Origin of the sequence: Mycobacterium sp. 852002-51961_SCH5331710, from assembly GCF_001665535.1 — a bacterium.
Taxonomy (GTDB): Bacteria; Actinomycetota; Actinomycetes; order Mycobacteriales; family Mycobacteriaceae; genus Mycobacterium.
The window spans coordinates 79,212-93,105 of sequence record NZ_LZSQ01000085.1 but is presented as its reverse complement, the minus strand read 5'-3'; the positions used below and the strand labels follow the sequence as shown (position 1 = coordinate 93,105).

Sequence of the window (13,894 nt, the reverse complement as noted above, 5' to 3'; positions counted from 1 at the left end):
ACGAGACTAGGGGAGCTCCTTCTGACCCCACGGCGAACCGTGCGCCGTCAACAGGTCCAGGAATGGCACGGCGTCGAACGCCTCGGGTCCGAGCACACCGGTGCCGCTCCAGGTGCCGTCAGCCAGAAGTTCAAGGGCGACAACCGGATTGATCGCGGTCTGCCAGACCACACACTGGTGGCCGTATTCGGCCATCGACCATTCGTTGTCGACGACGTGATAGAGGTAGGTCGACCGGGTGTTGCCGTCCTTGCCGGTCCCCGTCACCCACAGGCCGGCGCAGGTCTTTCCGCGCATCTTCGGCCCGAGCGTCGCGGGGTTGGGTAGGCAGGCCGCCACCACATCGCGGGGGCTGACCTCGACACCGGACACGTTCACCTTGTCGGTGCGGTCGAGCCCGAGCTTGTGCAGGGTCTTGAGAACGTCGATGAACTCCTCGCCGAGGCCGTACTTGAACGTCGCCCGCTTGCATTTGACCCAGCGCGGCATCAGCAGCACTTCCTCGTGCTCGACGTTCACGCATTCGACGGGCCCGATACCGTCGGGGAAGTCGAAAACCTCCGGCTCACTGAAGGGTTCAGTGGTGAACCAACCGCGGTCGGCCTCCCAGATGACCGGCGGGTTGAGGCACTCCTCGATGGTGGTCCAGATCGAGAACGACGGTGCGAAGTCGTAACCGTCGACGGTCAGGTTCGACCCGTCCCGGGTGCCGAGCTCGTCGATGTCGGAGAACAGGTGATCGGCGGCGTAGCGCGCGAACACGTCCGACAGGCCCGGTTCCACGCCGATGCCGACCAGCGCCAACCGGCCGGCGTCGCGCCACCGCTGTTCGGCGGCGAACTGCTCGTCGCCCAGCTTGACGCCCGGTAGCGCATACGGCTGCTCGGGGTGGCGCCGCGACAGGCTCATCGCCATGTCGAGGTAATCGGCGCCGCCGGCGAGTGCGCCGTCGAAGATCGGCATCACAAAGCGCGGGTCGACGGCGTTCATCACATGGGTGATGCCGTGGGTGCGGACGAGGTCCGCGACCGCTTCGGCCGACGTGGCGTCCACCCGCGCGGCGCCGAACCGCGCATCCCCAACCGCCTCGGCGGCCCGTCGCGCCCGGGCCTCGTCGTAGTCGGCGACGAGGATCGTGTCGAAGAAATCACGCCGCGCCGCGATGGAACAGAATGCGGCACCCACACCGCCGGCGCCGATCAGCAGTATTCGCATGGCTAGAAAGTACGGGATTCGGTGCAGAAACGATCGTCCAGCGACGGTTACCGCACCGAAATCGCCAATCAGGCACGGGTTGCGTAGTAGCGGCCCAGCACGTCCGCGCGCAGCTCGTCGAACTCACCCGCACCGATGGCCGCCCGGATCCGGTCGACGAGCCGTACCACGAACCGCTCGTTGTGGATGGTGCACAGCGTCGCCGACAGGATCTCCTTGGCCTTGAACAGGTGATGCAGATACGCCCGGGTGTAGTGGGCGCACGTGTAGCAGTCGCATTCGGCGTCGATCGGGGTGAAGTCGCGCCGGAACCGTGAATTGGTGATGTTGAAGCGTCCGGTCGTGGAGTACACCGCGGCGTTGCGCGCGACGCGCGACGGCGATACGCAGTCGAACGTGTCGGCCCCCGCGGCGATCGCGTCGAACAGATCGTCGGGCTCGCTGATGCCCAGCAGATGCCGCGGCTTGTCGGCGGGCAGTTCGTCACACACCCACCCGACGATGGTGGCCAGGTTCTGCTTCTCCAGTGCGCCGCCGATGCCGTAGCCGTCGAACTCCAGACCCTCAGCGGGCCCGGCGCCTTCGCCGATCGCCACCAGCCCGCGGGCGGCTTGCCGCCGCAGGTCTTCGTACTGCGCACCCTGCACGATCCCGAACAATGCCTGCTTCGGCTTGTCCGGCCGGGTGGCCTGCAGCCGTCGGTGTTCGGCCAGGCACCGCACGGCCCAGTCGTGCGTGCGCTGAACCGACCGCTCCTGGTACCCGCGGGTGTTCACCAGCGTGGTCAGCTCGTCGAACGCGAAGATGATGTCGGCACCCAGCCGATGCTGGATGCCGATCGACACCTCCGGGGTGAACCGGTGCACGGAGCCGTCCAGGTGAGACCGGAACGTCACCCCATCGTCGTCGACGTTGGCCAGCCGCTCCTTGCCTTCGGCGATGATGTCGTCGGCCTGGACGCGCTCGGTGTCCATCGCGAGCACTTTGCGAAACCCCGCCCCCAAGGACAGCACCTGAAATCCGCCGCTGTCGGTGAACGTCGGGCCAGGCCAGTTCATGAATGCGGACAGGCCGCCCGCCTCGTCCACGATGTCCGGACCGGGCTGCAGGTACAGGTGGTAGGCATTGGCCAGAATAGCTTGGGCGCCAAGCTCTCTCATCGTTTCGGGCAGCACCGCCTTGACGGTCGCCTGGGTGCCGACGGGAATGAACGCCGGGGTGTGGATCTCGCCGTGCGGGGTGCGGATCACGCCGGTGCGACCGGCCCGGCCGGGGAGTTCGGCGGTCACGCTGAAAACCGGAGCCGACGACTCTTTCGGAGCGGGAGATTTCGGCACGGCCACGTCGTAGATTCTGCACTGTGAAAAATCGGTGGGTCCCGACGTGCTGCGTGGCCGCGATCGTGGCGGGGTTGGCCGGTTGTTCGAGTCCGCCCGAGTACACCCCGCCCAAGGGTGAGCTGATCGCGGGCACGGCCCAGGTGACGGTCAACGGCCGCGACGCGGGAACCACCGACGCGGTGCAGTGCAACACCACGGGTTACCTGACCACAATCACCACCGGCGACCAGACGTCGGGCGTCACGGCGATGGTGTCGAACAAGGAGGCGTTGGCCGTCGAGTCGGTCGGAATCAACAACGTCGGGGGCTTCACCGGCAGCTACACCGCGGGCGTTGGCGACACGGCCGAGGCCGCGGACATCTCGATGACGGGCCGGACCTACGACATTTCCGGTGCCGCCGACGGCTTCGACACCGACAATCCCAGCTTCCGCGCGTCCGGCACGTTCGCCATTCGCGTGTCCTGCTGAGCGGATCCCGGTACACGTCAATTTCGGCGAAATCGCGGATGCCGGGTTTGGCGCGAACCATACTGCTTTTGATGATCCGATCTTGACGGGTCACTACACAAAGGAGAACAGGGTGAAGCGTGGTTTCCTGGTCGCCGTCGGCGGCGCGGCGATCCTCATCGCCGGGCTGTCCGGCTGTTCCTCGGATGACAAGAAGTCTGAAACCTCGGGCGAGACATCAACGGCCGCATCCGCGGAGGGCAAGACCACCGTCACGATCGACGGTCAGGATCAGGCCGTCCAGGGCACCGTCGTGTGCAGCGATATGGGCGGTAACACAAACATCGCGATCGGCGACGCGACCACGGGCATCGGCGCCGTCGTCAGCTCCGGTGATGAACCGACCGTGCAGTCCGTCGGCCTGGGCAACGTCAACGGCGTGACCCTGGGCTTCCAGAGCGGAGCCGGCCAGGGCGAGGCCAAGGCCGAGAAGGACGGTAAGACCTACAAGATCTCCGGCACCGCGACGGGCGTCGACATGGCCAACCCGCTGCAGCCGGTCAACAAGCCATTCGAGATCGAAGTCACCTGCCCGTAGTCAGGTCTCGAGCGTGAGAGAAGGCGGCGTCCCGACAGGGGCGCCGCCGTTTTTCTTCCGATCGGTTCACCCCGTGTAGCCGGCCGCCGACTGCCGCAGCTGCCAGATCTGCGCCGGGCACAGCTCGTTGACCGCCTGATTGATCAGGTACATGCCCTGGTACTTGTCGGCTGTGTGGAAGTCGGCGGTCACCTGGTTGACCAGCTCGCCGTAGCTCATCTTGCCCGCCACCCGGTCGCAGATCGTCCTGCCGTAGCCGATCGCGGCGTCGGCGTTCGGGAAGTTGTAGCCCGGCCGCACGTGCACATTGACCAGATACGCGACCACGTCGGCGTTGGCAGCGGGAGCGGAGATCGTCGCGGCCGCACCCGCCGCGGCGGCCAGAGCAACCAGAACCGGCTTCATGGCTTAAGAGCCTATTCCGTGCCCGCCGTCGATGCGGGGCACTTAGGCTAGCCAGCTATGAGGCTCATGGCTGCAGCTGCGCTCGCGTGCGGGTTCGTCGCCGCACCCCTGATGACCGCCGCGAATGCGCCGGCGTCGCCCGGCTACTGCGACGGCGCCGACTGTGTTCCCTACGTCGACCGCACCGCGGTGGAGGGCACGCACTGCGTGCAGAACACCCGCTACAACTTCGGGATCGACGCGTCGGGCAACACGCTGGCATGCAACTCGCGCAGCACCTGGATCTCGTCACCCCCGTTGATCGGCATCCGCACCAACCGACTGCCGTGCGGAGACGCGACCGGGGTGGCCCAGTCGCCCGACGGGGTTCCGCTGAGTTGCAAGGGCGGTGCGTGGACGCCCGACTACCAGGTGATCTTCTACGGCTGACGTTCGTCAGTAGGCACGCGCGACGTAGGCCAGAGCGTCGGCGTCGTCATCGGTGTCCGGCAGCGTGCCGTCGCCGCGTCGCAGACAACGCACCGTCAGTCCTGCCGCGGCGAGCTCTTCTTCCCCCGATACGCCGACCTCGTCCCACCGCAGCCGTGCGACGCCCGTCTGCGCGGCCTCGCGGGCCTCGTCGATCGTCGCGCAGTCGGCGATGGCCGCGTCGCGGCGTGCGGTCGCCGCGGCGAGCATGTCGGCCTGGATGCTCTCGACGAGTTCGGACACCCGCTCGGTGACGTCGTCGAGGCGCACCGCGGTCTTCTCGCGGGTGTCGCGGCGGTAGAGCATCGCCGCGTTCTTGTCGAGGTCGCGGGGGCCGAGCTCGATGCGGATCGGCACGCCCTGCAAATCCCAGTCGGTGGCCCGCCAACCGAACGCGGCCTCGACGTTGTCGTCCAACCGCACCCGCACGCCGCGCGCGCGGAGCTCGTCGACCAGCGTTGCGGCGGCCCTGACGACGCCGCCGTCACCGTTGTCCTTGACCACCACCACGACGGCCTGCACCGGGGCGAGCGTGGGCGGCACGACGAGCCCGAAGTCGTCGCCGTGGCACATGATCAGCCCGCCCAACATCCGGGTCGAGGCGCCCCACGACGTGGTCCAACAGAGCTCGGAGGAGCCCGCGGCACTGGAGTAGGTGATGTCGAAGGCCCGGGCGAACCGTTGACCGAGTTCGTGCGACGTGGCCATCTGCAGCGCCTTGCCGTCGCGCATGACGCCCTCGCAGGTCATCGTGTTGGCGGCGCCGGCGAACCGTTCCTTGGCGGTCTTGCGCCCGACGATCACCGGCACCGCCATCACCTCGCGCAGGAACCGCTCGTAGACGTCGTGCAAGATCAAACGGGCGTAGTCGCGCGCCTCGGATTCACTGTCGTGCGCGGTATGGCCTTCCTGCCACAGAAACTCCGTGGTGCGCAAGAAGATTCGGGGCCGCATCTCCCAGCGCACCACGTTGGCCCACTGATTGAGGAGCAACGGCAGGTCGCGGTAGCTGTCGATCCACTTGGCCATGTACTCACCGATGACGGCTTCGCTCGTCGGCCGGATGGCCAACGGCTCAGACAACTCTTTGCCACCGCCATGGGTGACGACGGCGAGTTCCGGGCTGAATCCCTCGACGTGCTCGGCCTCGCGCTCGAAGAAGTTCATCGGGATCAGCAGCGGAAAGTACGCGTTCTGCGCGCCCGCTCCCTTGATCCGCGCATCGAGGTCGGCCTGCATCCGCTCCCAGATCGCGTAGCCGGTCGGCCGGATCACCATGGTGCCGCGCGCGGGTCCGTTCTCGGCCAGCTTCGCCTTGTTCAACACGTCCTGGTACCAGCGGGGAAAGTCCTCGTGCTGCGGCGTCAGCACCGGCATGTCTTACCTCTCATCGTCGGTCGGTTGTGATCTGCGCCTCGCTACGGATTTGAGACCACAGCGTATGCGCGGCGAACGTGATGAATCGGGGCAAGCGGGGTACAACCACGGGCGTGGTGATCGATGTGCGTCTGCGGCCGGCAGACCCCCTGCGGATCGAAGTGCCGGCCACCGCGGATCGACTGGCACAGATTCGTCGTCGGCTTATCGGGTGGATGGAACCGATCGGCGTGCCCGACTCCGTGGGCGCCGATATTGTGCTGGCGGTCAATGAGGCGGCCACCAATTGCGTCGAACACGCCTACCGCGACTCCGCCGACGGGGTGATGGTCGTCGAAGCGGCCGTCGAGGACGGACGGATCGTGGTCTACGTTTCCGATCATGGCGAATGGCGAACCCCGAGCACGGAGCCGACGACCCGTGGCCGGGGTCTTCCGATCATCCGTGCGCTGGGCGACGGCGTCGAGGTGAAGCGCTCGACGGCAGGCACCACCGTGCGCATCGACTTCGACGTGGCCGACGCGGCGGGGCGCTCAGGAGTTGGGTAGCCGTACCACCTGGACGAAGAACTCGTCGATCTGGCGGACGGCGTTCATGAACTGGTCGAGATCGACCGGCTTGGTCACGTACGCGTTGGCGTGCAGCTTGTAGCTGCGCAGGATGTCTTCCTCGGCCGACGACGTGGTGAGCACCACCACCGGGATGTGGCTGAGTTCGGCGTCGGATTTGATCTGCTCGAGCAACTGCCTGCCGTCGTATTTGGGCAGGTTCAGGTCCAGCAGGATCAGGTCCGGCTGCGGCGCGTCGGCGTACTTGCCCCGCCGGTACAGGAAGTCCAGTCCCTCCTCGCCGTCGTGCGCAACGTGCAGGGTGTTCTTGATCTTGTTGTGCTCGAACGCTTCTCGGGTGATCAATTCGTCACCCGGGTCGTCCTCGACGAGCAGTACGTCGATCGCCCGGCCTTCCAATGTCATGCGGTGGATCCTTCCATTTCGGCCTCGACAGGGTCGTCGACGACGCAGGGAATGGTGAAGCGGAATCGAGTGCCCTCGGTGTGGCCGGTGTCGATCCAGATGTTACCGCCGTGGTGTTCGACGATTTTCTTGCACAGTGCCAGGCCGATTCCCGTTCCGGTGTAGATGTCGCGGCCGTGCAGTCGCTGGAAGATCACGAAGACCTTCTCGGCGAACTCCTCGGGGATGCCGATCCCGTTGTCCGTCACGGTGAACAGCCATGCGCCCTCGCGCGTGCCCTCACCGACCGAACAGTCGATGACGATTCGCGGCGTGACATCGGGTTTGCGGAACTTCACCGCGTTGCCGATCAGGTTCTGCCAGAGCATCGTCAGCAGGGTGGGATCACCCTTGACGGTGGGCAGCGGCTCCCCGGTGCGGACCACCTCGGCACCGGACTCCTCGATCGCGGCGGCCAGGTTCTCCATCGCGTCGGCCAGCACGGCGTCGAGGTCGACGTCGGCTTCGGTGGAGCCGAGCCTGCCGACGCGGGAGAAGGTGAGCAGGTCGTTGATCAGCACCTGCATCCGCTTGGCGCCGTCGACGGCGAAGCGGATGTACTCGACGCCACGCTCGTCGAGCTGGTCGCCGTAGCGCTTCTCGATCAGCTGGCAGAACGACGCCACCTTGCGCAGCGGCTCCTGCAGGTCGTGCGACGCGACGTAGGCGAACTGCTCGAGTTCGGCGTTCGAGCGCTGCAGTTCCAGCGCCTGCTCGCCGAGCTGCTCCTTGGCCGAACGGGAGGCCTCGAGCTCGTCGACGATGCGCTGGCGCATGTCCTCCACGTCCGCCGCGATCGACTGGATGTCGCGTGGGCCCCGTACCGAGATCTTCTCGTCGAAATTGCCTTCGGTGATCCTGCGGCACGATGCTGCGAGCCGCTCGAGCGGGCGCGTGACCGCTCTGCGCACCAGGAGCGCGAGCACGATTCCCGCGACGAAGAACGCGATCAGGATGGAGATCAACAGGGTGTCCCGCCAGGTCTGCACCGCGGCGAGTTCGTCGACCGCATCCTGGCGGGCCTGCGAAAGGTCGCTGTTCTGGTCGGCGAACAGCACGCGCAGAGCGTCGAATCCCTGCTTCCCGCGTTCGGCGGAGGCGGCGTCCAAAACTTTCGGCGCGCCGGGCGTCACCGAGGCGATCAGCGGGTCGGCGTACGTGGTTCGCCAGGCGTTCGCGGCCTTTTCGATCGCGTCGAGGTCGTCGATGAGTTCCTGCCGGTGACCGACTCCGTCGCGAATCTGCCGCACGGAGTCGTTCTCGACCTGCTGACCCTCGTAATAGGGCTCGAGGAATTGCGGATCGGCGGCGATCGCGTACCCGCGCACGGCCGTCTCCTGGTCGCGCAGTGCGGCCTGTAGCTGGTAGGCCGCCACGCGGGCGGGTTGGATGCCGAGGTTCAACTCGCGCGAGACCTCGTCGGTGCGGTTCAACAGCAGCGCACCGACGATCGCACCGCCGATGACGACGATTGCCATCAGGGACAGCACCAGGTTCTGCCACCCTTGGACGGTGAGGCGACCCCTCATCCGGTGGTCGTCCGCTCCACCCGGACCACCGCGATGTCGTCGCTGATGCCGCCCACCGACTGGGCGCGACGCTCGACGTCGTCGATCAGCGCGGTGACGAACTCGCGCCCGGGAAGGTGCGCGTAGCCCCGCGCCACTTCGAGCAGGCCGGCCTCGCCGAGGCGTTCGGTTCCGCGGCCGGACCGGCCCTCGAACAACCCGTCGGTCAGCAGGATGAGGCCGTATCCGACGGGCAGTTCCAGCAGGTTCAGCGGCCATTCGCGGCCGTACAGGCCGAGCGCGGGCCCGACCCTGGGTTCGATCCACTCCACGGTGTTGTTCCCATGTAGCAGCATGCCGGGATGCCCGGCCGACACGACGTTGTAGCTGAGGTTGTCCGTGGACATCGCCACGCTGCAGACGGTCGCGAAGATGCTCGATCCCGGCCGTTCGGTGCTCAGGATCCGTTCGAGTTGGCGCATGCGTTCGTTGCCGCGAAGCCCGGCGAACGTCAGCGCGCGCCAGCCGATCCTCAGCGCGACACCGAGGGCGGCCTCGTCGGGACCGTGTCCTGCGACGTCGCCGACCATGACGTGCACGGTCCGATCCGGTGTCTGCACGAAGTCGTAGAAGTCGCCGCCGAGCAGGGCGTGCTGGCGGCTGGGCCGGTACTCGGCGACGATGTCCACCCCGGGCTGTTCCAAGAGCAGCGGCGACGGCAGCAGGCCGCGTTCGAGGCGGGCGTTCTCCATTGCGCGCAATTCGCTGGCGTGCAGTTCCACCGAGGTCAGCTCGGCGCGTTTGCGCTCCACCGCGTAGAGCAGCGCCCGGCGCAGGGTCTCCGGTTCGACGCGGCCCTTGACGAGGTAGTCCTGGGCGCCCGCGGCGACAGCGGAGATGCCGAAGTGCTCGTCGTTGAGGCCGGTCAGCACGACGATCGGCATGGTGATGTCGCGCCTGGCCACGCGGTCGAGGGCCTTGATGCCGTCGGCGTCGGGCAGGTTCAGGTCGAGCAGCACGCAGTCGGGTCGGAACACTTCGAGCTGCTGTTCGGCGTCCTCCATGGTCGCCGCCCACACCACTTTGATGTTGGAGTCGGCGTCGGCGATCAGCTCCTCGACGAGGATGGCGTCACCGCGGTCGTCCTCGATGAGCAGCACGGAAAACGGGCGCAGCGCAGCACCGCCGCCGGCCGAGGCCGAGGGGTCTTGGTCATGAAGCGCGCGCATATGCCAATCTTCCGGGTTGGTCACCGCGGTCGCCTCGACCTCTGCTTCAGTGACAGATCCTGACAATAGTGCCTGAATCGTTGTGGCGGTGGCGGAGGGATTTGAACCCTCGGACGGGGGTTACCCGTCACACGCTTTCGAGGCGTGCTCCTTAGGCCGCTCGGACACGCCACCGTGTGGCAGCTTACCGGGCGGGCACCGGTCTACTCCAATCGCTGTCGGGAGAAGAACTCCTCCAGCGTCGCCGCGCACTCGTCGGCCAGCACACCCCCGCGCACCTGTGGCCGGTGCGTCAGCCGCCGGTCGCGCACCACATCCCACAGCGACCCGACGGCTCCCGTCTTGGGCTCCCACGCGCCGAACACCACGCGCGCCACCCGGGCCATCACCAGCGCGCCCGCGCACATCGTGCAGGGCTCGACCGTGACCGCCAGCGTGGCGCCCTCCAGCCGCCAACCGTCGCCGAGTGCGGCCGCCGCGGCCCGGATCGCGAGGATCTCGGCGTGCGCGGTGGGATCGCCGAGAGCTTCGCGCGCATTGGCCGCCCGGGCGAGTTCGGTGCCGGCGGCCGAGACGACGACGGCGCCGATCGGTACGTCCTGGGGACCCGCAGCCGTCGCGGCCTCGAGGGCGGCGCGGATCAGCGCCTCATCGTCGGGGATCGTCGGAAATCACCGACCCATGCGGTCGAGCACGTCCGACAACTCGTCGGCGAAACCCATCTCGCGCGCGATCCGACCCAGCTGTTCGTCGGCGTAGAGGTCGGATTCGTCGAGGATGACGCCGAGCACGGCCTCGGGCAGCCCCACGTCGGAGAGCAGGCCCAGATCGCCCTCCTCGAAGGGTTCGGCCTCCTCGAGTTCCTCGGGCTCGATGTCGGCGTCGAGCATCTCCAGCGCCTCCGCGGCGATGTCGTAGTCCAGCGCGGCGGTGGCGTCCGAAAGAAACAACCGCGCGCCGGAGGGGGCCGGACGCACGATCACGAAGAACTCGTCGTCGACGTCGAGCAGCCCGAACACCGCTCCCGCGCTGCGGATTTCGCGCAGTTCCCGCTCGGCGGCGGTGAGGCTGGTCAGGGCCGCCCTGCGCATCGGCGCGCATCGCCACTTGCCGTCTTCGCGGACGACGGCGACGCCGAAGCCGTCGGGAGTGTCCGTGGACTGCTCCCGCGCCGGCGCACGCTGTGCTCCCATGTCGGCCTACGGTAGTCGCCGTCCATGCCCTTGACCAGGAATCGACCACCAAGCCTGACGTCGGTCGATGGCCTCCGATGTGCCAACCTTGGTGGGTGACCAACACACCGGTTTGCGTGCTCGGCCTGGGGCTGATCGGCGGTTCGGTGATGCGCGCGGCCGCGGCGGCGGGGCGGGACGTGTTCGGTTACAACCGGTCGCTGGAGGGCGTCCAGGCCGCGACCGCCGACGGGTTCGACGCCTCCGAAGACCTCGATGCGGTGCTGGAGCGGGCGGCGGGCGACGACGCGCTGATCGTCCTCGCGGTACCGGTGCCCGCGTTGGGCCAGATGCTCGGCCACATCCGTGAGGCGGCCCCGAACTGTCCGCTGACCGATGTGACGAGCGTGAAATCCGCTGTGCTGCAGGAGGTACGGTCCCACGGCCTGCTGGAGCGATTCGTCGGCGGCCATCCGATGGCGGGCACCGCGCATTCGGGGTGGACGGCGGGCGACGCCCGGTTGTTCGTGGGCGCGCCGTGGGTGATCAGCGTCGACGAACACGTCGACCCGCAGGTCTGGAGTCTGGTCATGGACCTGGCGCTGGACTGCGGCGCGGTCGTCGTCCCTGCACGCTCGGACGAACACGATGCGGCCGCCGCGACGATCTCGCATCTGCCCCACCTGCTGGCCGAGGCGCTGGCCGCCACCGCCGGCGAGGTGCCGCTGGCGTTCGCGCTGGCGGCCGGGTCGTTCCGCGACGGCACCCGGGTCGCCGCCACCGCGCCTGACCTGGTGCGAGCGATGTGCGAGGCCAACGCCGACGAACTGCTGCCGGTGCTCGACCACACGCTCGAACTGCTCAATCGGGCACGCGGCGCGCTGGCCGCGCACAAACCGCTGACCGATCTCGTCGAGACCGGGCACGCCGCCCGGACCCGCTACGACAACTTCGGTAGGTCGGAGATCGTGACCGTCGTGATCGGCGAGGATCGGTGGCGCGAGGAACTGGCCGCCGCGGGACGCGCGGGCGGGGTGATCAGATCCGCTCTGCCAGTCCTGGATAGTCGAGGATGAACCCGTCCGAGTCGACGGTGATCGTGGTGTCGGCGACGGGCGAGTGCAGTTTGATGCCGTCCTCGGCGCTGCTGTAACTGATGACCGCCGTCTCCACCGACAGTTCGGGGAGCCGTACGTAGATCACCGGGCAGCTGATCGAGTCCGTCCGCTGATACAGCCCGCTGCGCCGGATCGGCAGCGCGTTGAAGAAGGGGCTGAAGATCACGTCGACGTCAAGCGCGCCGTCGTACGCGGCGCGGCGCGACTCTCCGGTGTGCTGCTGAACCAGCCACATGTTCTCTTCGTCGCGGGCGATCGACAGTTGGCGCTCGCGCTCGGCGAGCGTGACGGTCATGGAGAGCCGTTTGGTGCCGCCGGTTTCGTCGGTCACCAAGTCATAGTCGGCGGAGAACGCCGGATGAGACGGCGTCGCGGCGGCCACGATCCGGCCGTACGCCTTGATGCGGTTGCCCGACACATGCACCCGGACCGATTCCATCCGCGGGACGTCGTGCGCCCGCCAGGTCAGAATCGCCGGCCATGACTTTTCGGAGCCGCCTGCTTCACTCACCCCTATACCGTATGCGAAGGGTCCCCTCGTTCGTAACGTGCATGGTCGGTGGTTTTTCGGTCGCGCTGTGATGTTGCGCCGGGGCGGGATTCGAGAACGACTTCGTCACCGAGGAACGGCTGCGGCATGCGCCGTCCCCGGATACTGAGCCGTCCGGTTCCCGGCACCGAGAGCCATACCGCCAACGCCAGTGCCGCATCGAGGATCAACGCCAGCGCCGTCACCATCAACGCGCCGACCAACGCCAGATGGAACTGGCGCACCTTGATGCCGTCGATCAGATAGCGTCCGAGCCCGCCGAGGCTCGCGTACGCGGCGACCGTCGCGGTCGCGACGATCTGCAGCGTGGCGGTGCGCAGCCCGCCGAGGATCAACGGCAACGCGATCGGCGTCTCGACGCGCAACAGGATGCGCCGGTCGGTCATTCCCATCGAGCGCGCGGCGTCGACCACGGTGCGATCCACGTTGGCGATGCCGGCATAGGCGCCCGCCAGTACGGGCGGTACGCCCAGCAGCATCAGCGCGACGGTCGGCGGCACCAGCCCCAGCCCCCACAGCAGCACGCCGAGCAGCAGCACACCGAGCGTCGGCAGCGCGCGCAACGCGTTCACGCCCGTGACGACGAGAAATGTTCCGCGCCCGGTGTGGCCGATGAGCATCCCGATCGGAATCGCGATGACCGCCGAGAAGAACAGCGCCACCACGGTGTATTCGAGGTGTTCGAGGGTGCGGGCGAGCAGTCCGGCGGGGCCGCCCCAGTTGGCGGCGGTGAAGAGGTAGGCCAGCGCCTCCCGCAGGAAATCCATCGGCCCCGTCATGACGCGGCCCTCGCCCGGCCCCATGTCCGAGGCCCGCGTGCCGCACGCGTCCACGGGGTGAGCGCCCTACCCAGGAGCATGATGAGCGTGTCGATGACGATCGCCAGCACGAAGATCGCGATGATGCCGGCGACGATCTGATCGCTCTTGTTGGCCTGGTAGCCCTCAGTGAACCAGGTCCCCAGCCCGCCGATGCCGATCACCGAACCGACCGACACCATCGAGATGTTCGTGACCGCCACCACGCGCAGGCTGGCGATCAGTACCGGAACGGCAAGGGGTAGTTCGACTTTCACCATTTGCGTCAGCGGCCGGTATCCGACCGCGGTCGCGGCGTCGAGAACCGTCGGCGACACCGCGTCCAGCGCCTCCGGCACCGCACGCACCAGCAGGGCGACGGTGTAGAGCGTCAGCGCCACGATCACGTTCGCCTCGTCGAGGATGCGGGTCGGGATGATCAGCGGCAGCACCACGAACAGCGCCAACGATGGGATCGTGAAGACGATGCTGGCGGTGACCGTGGTCAGCCGTCGCAGCGCGGTGGTGCGCTGGATCGCCGCGCCCAACGGCACGGCGATGATCAGGCCCAGCACGATCGGGATCAGAGACAGCCGCAGGTGGATCACCGTCAACGCCCACAGGTCGTCGAGGTGGTTGAGCAGATACCGCATCC

At 67.6% G+C, this 13,894-nt stretch carries 17 protein-coding genes and 1 tRNA gene; 5 read left to right on the top strand and 13 right to left on the bottom strand.

Annotated elements, in window-relative coordinates:
• Positions 1 to 6 precede the first annotated feature (6 nt).
• A complete protein-coding gene (locus A5752_RS14590; protein WP_067086642.1) occupies positions 7 to 1,215 on the bottom strand; it encodes a saccharopine dehydrogenase family protein in 1,209 nt (402 codons plus the stop codon).
• Positions 1,216 to 1,283: 68 nt separating this feature from the next.
• The gene (gene tgt / locus A5752_RS14585; RefSeq protein ID WP_067086640.1) at positions 1,284 to 2,558 is read right to left on the bottom strand and encodes a tRNA guanosine(34) transglycosylase Tgt; all 1,275 of its coding nucleotides are present in this window, start codon (positions 2,556 to 2,558) and stop codon (positions 1,284 to 1,286) included.
• A 17-nt stretch (positions 2,559 to 2,575) separates the two neighbouring features.
• Between tgt and A5752_RS14580 the strand changes: the two genes are divergently transcribed.
• Both A5752_RS14580 and A5752_RS14575 read left to right on the top strand, forming a co-directional pair.
• Entirely contained in the window at positions 2,576 to 3,025 is a 450-nt protein-coding gene (locus A5752_RS14580; protein ID WP_067086637.1) for a lipoprotein LpqH, read from the top strand.
• A gap of 112 nt (positions 3,026 to 3,137) precedes the next feature.
• The gene (locus tag A5752_RS14575) at positions 3,138 to 3,602 is read left to right on the top strand and encodes a lipoprotein LpqH (RefSeq protein ID WP_067086635.1); all 465 of its coding nucleotides are present in this window, start codon (positions 3,138 to 3,140) and stop codon (positions 3,600 to 3,602) included.
• 66 nt (positions 3,603 to 3,668) lie between these two features.
• On the opposite strand, the gene A5752_RS14570 is transcribed toward A5752_RS14575, so the two are convergent.
• On the bottom strand, positions 3,669 to 4,007 hold the full coding sequence (locus A5752_RS14570) for a DUF732 domain-containing protein (RefSeq protein WP_067086632.1): 339 nt from the start codon (positions 4,005 to 4,007) through the stop codon (positions 3,669 to 3,671).
• 57 nt (positions 4,008 to 4,064) lie between these two features.
• On the opposite strand from A5752_RS14570, the gene A5752_RS14565 reads away from it, so the two are divergent.
• Positions 4,065 to 4,436: a hypothetical protein gene (locus A5752_RS14565; RefSeq protein WP_067086629.1), complete on the top strand. Its 372-nt coding sequence runs from the start codon at positions 4,065 to 4,067 to the stop codon at positions 4,434 to 4,436.
• A 6-nt stretch (positions 4,437 to 4,442) separates the two neighbouring features.
• Here the strand turns inward: A5752_RS14565 and proS are convergent, their stop codons facing one another.
• Positions 4,443 to 5,852 carry a proline--tRNA ligase gene (proS, locus tag A5752_RS14560; RefSeq protein ID WP_067086627.1) on the bottom strand — a complete coding sequence of 470 codons (1,410 nt, stop codon included), beginning with the start codon at positions 5,850 to 5,852 and terminating at the stop codon, positions 4,443 to 4,445.
• Positions 5,853 to 5,965: 113 nt separating this feature from the next.
• Between proS and A5752_RS14555 the strand changes: the two genes are divergently transcribed.
• Positions 5,966 to 6,400, top strand: coding sequence for an ATP-binding protein (locus A5752_RS14555; protein WP_067086703.1), 435 nt, complete (start codon positions 5,966 to 5,968; stop codon positions 6,398 to 6,400).
• Here A5752_RS14555 and A5752_RS14550 read toward each other — a convergent pair.
• The 6 genes from A5752_RS14550 to A5752_RS14525 all read right to left on the bottom strand — a co-directional run bounded on the left by A5752_RS14550 (position 6,386) and on the right by A5752_RS14525 (position 10,795).
• Complete coding sequence (locus A5752_RS14550; protein WP_067086624.1) at positions 6,386 to 6,826, bottom strand: response regulator; 441 nt, start codon at positions 6,824 to 6,826, stop codon at positions 6,386 to 6,388. The genes A5752_RS14555 and A5752_RS14550 overlap by 15 nt on opposite strands.
• Positions 6,823 to 8,394, bottom strand: coding sequence for a sensor histidine kinase (locus tag A5752_RS14545; RefSeq protein WP_067086621.1), 1,572 nt, complete (start codon positions 8,392 to 8,394; stop codon positions 6,823 to 6,825). Before A5752_RS14545 ends, A5752_RS14550 begins: the two co-directional genes overlap by 4 nt.
• Positions 8,391 to 9,602, bottom strand: coding sequence for a PP2C family protein-serine/threonine phosphatase (locus A5752_RS14540; protein WP_156613863.1), 1,212 nt, complete (start codon positions 9,600 to 9,602; stop codon positions 8,391 to 8,393). Before A5752_RS14540 ends, A5752_RS14545 begins: the two co-directional genes overlap by 4 nt.
• Positions 9,603 to 9,685: 83 nt before the next feature.
• A tRNA-Ser gene (locus tag A5752_RS14535) sits at positions 9,686 to 9,776 on the bottom strand.
• Between the two features lie 29 nt (positions 9,777 to 9,805).
• A complete protein-coding gene (locus tag A5752_RS14530) occupies positions 9,806 to 10,264 on the bottom strand; it encodes a nucleoside deaminase (protein WP_067086618.1) in 459 nt (152 codons plus the stop codon).
• Positions 10,265 to 10,273: 9 nt separating this feature from the next.
• Positions 10,274 to 10,795: a tRNA adenosine deaminase-associated protein gene (locus tag A5752_RS14525; protein WP_067086616.1), complete on the bottom strand. Its 522-nt coding sequence runs from the start codon at positions 10,793 to 10,795 to the stop codon at positions 10,274 to 10,276.
• Positions 10,796 to 10,890: 95 nt separating this feature from the next.
• Between A5752_RS14525 and A5752_RS14520 the strand changes: the two genes are divergently transcribed.
• Positions 10,891 to 11,850: a prephenate dehydrogenase gene (locus tag A5752_RS14520; RefSeq protein WP_286159390.1), complete on the top strand. Its 960-nt coding sequence runs from the start codon at positions 10,891 to 10,893 to the stop codon at positions 11,848 to 11,850.
• On the opposite strand, the gene A5752_RS14515 is transcribed toward A5752_RS14520, so the two are convergent.
• Genes A5752_RS14515 through A5752_RS14505 form a run of 3 tightly spaced genes read right to left on the bottom strand, consistent with a single transcriptional unit; the run spans position 11,813 to position 13,892 of the window.
• A complete protein-coding gene (locus A5752_RS14515; RefSeq protein ID WP_067086611.1) occupies positions 11,813 to 12,403 on the bottom strand; it encodes a putative glycolipid-binding domain-containing protein in 591 nt (196 codons plus the stop codon). The genes A5752_RS14520 and A5752_RS14515 overlap by 38 nt on opposite strands.
• 2 nt (positions 12,404 to 12,405) lie before the next feature.
• On the bottom strand, positions 12,406 to 13,209 hold the full coding sequence (locus A5752_RS14510) for an ABC transporter permease (RefSeq protein ID WP_067086697.1): 804 nt from the start codon (positions 13,207 to 13,209) through the stop codon (positions 12,406 to 12,408).
• An 8-nt stretch (positions 13,210 to 13,217) separates the two neighbouring features.
• A complete protein-coding gene (locus tag A5752_RS14505; RefSeq protein WP_067086608.1) occupies positions 13,218 to 13,892 on the bottom strand; it encodes an ABC transporter permease in 675 nt (224 codons plus the stop codon).
• Positions 13,893 to 13,894: the final 2 nt, after the last annotated feature.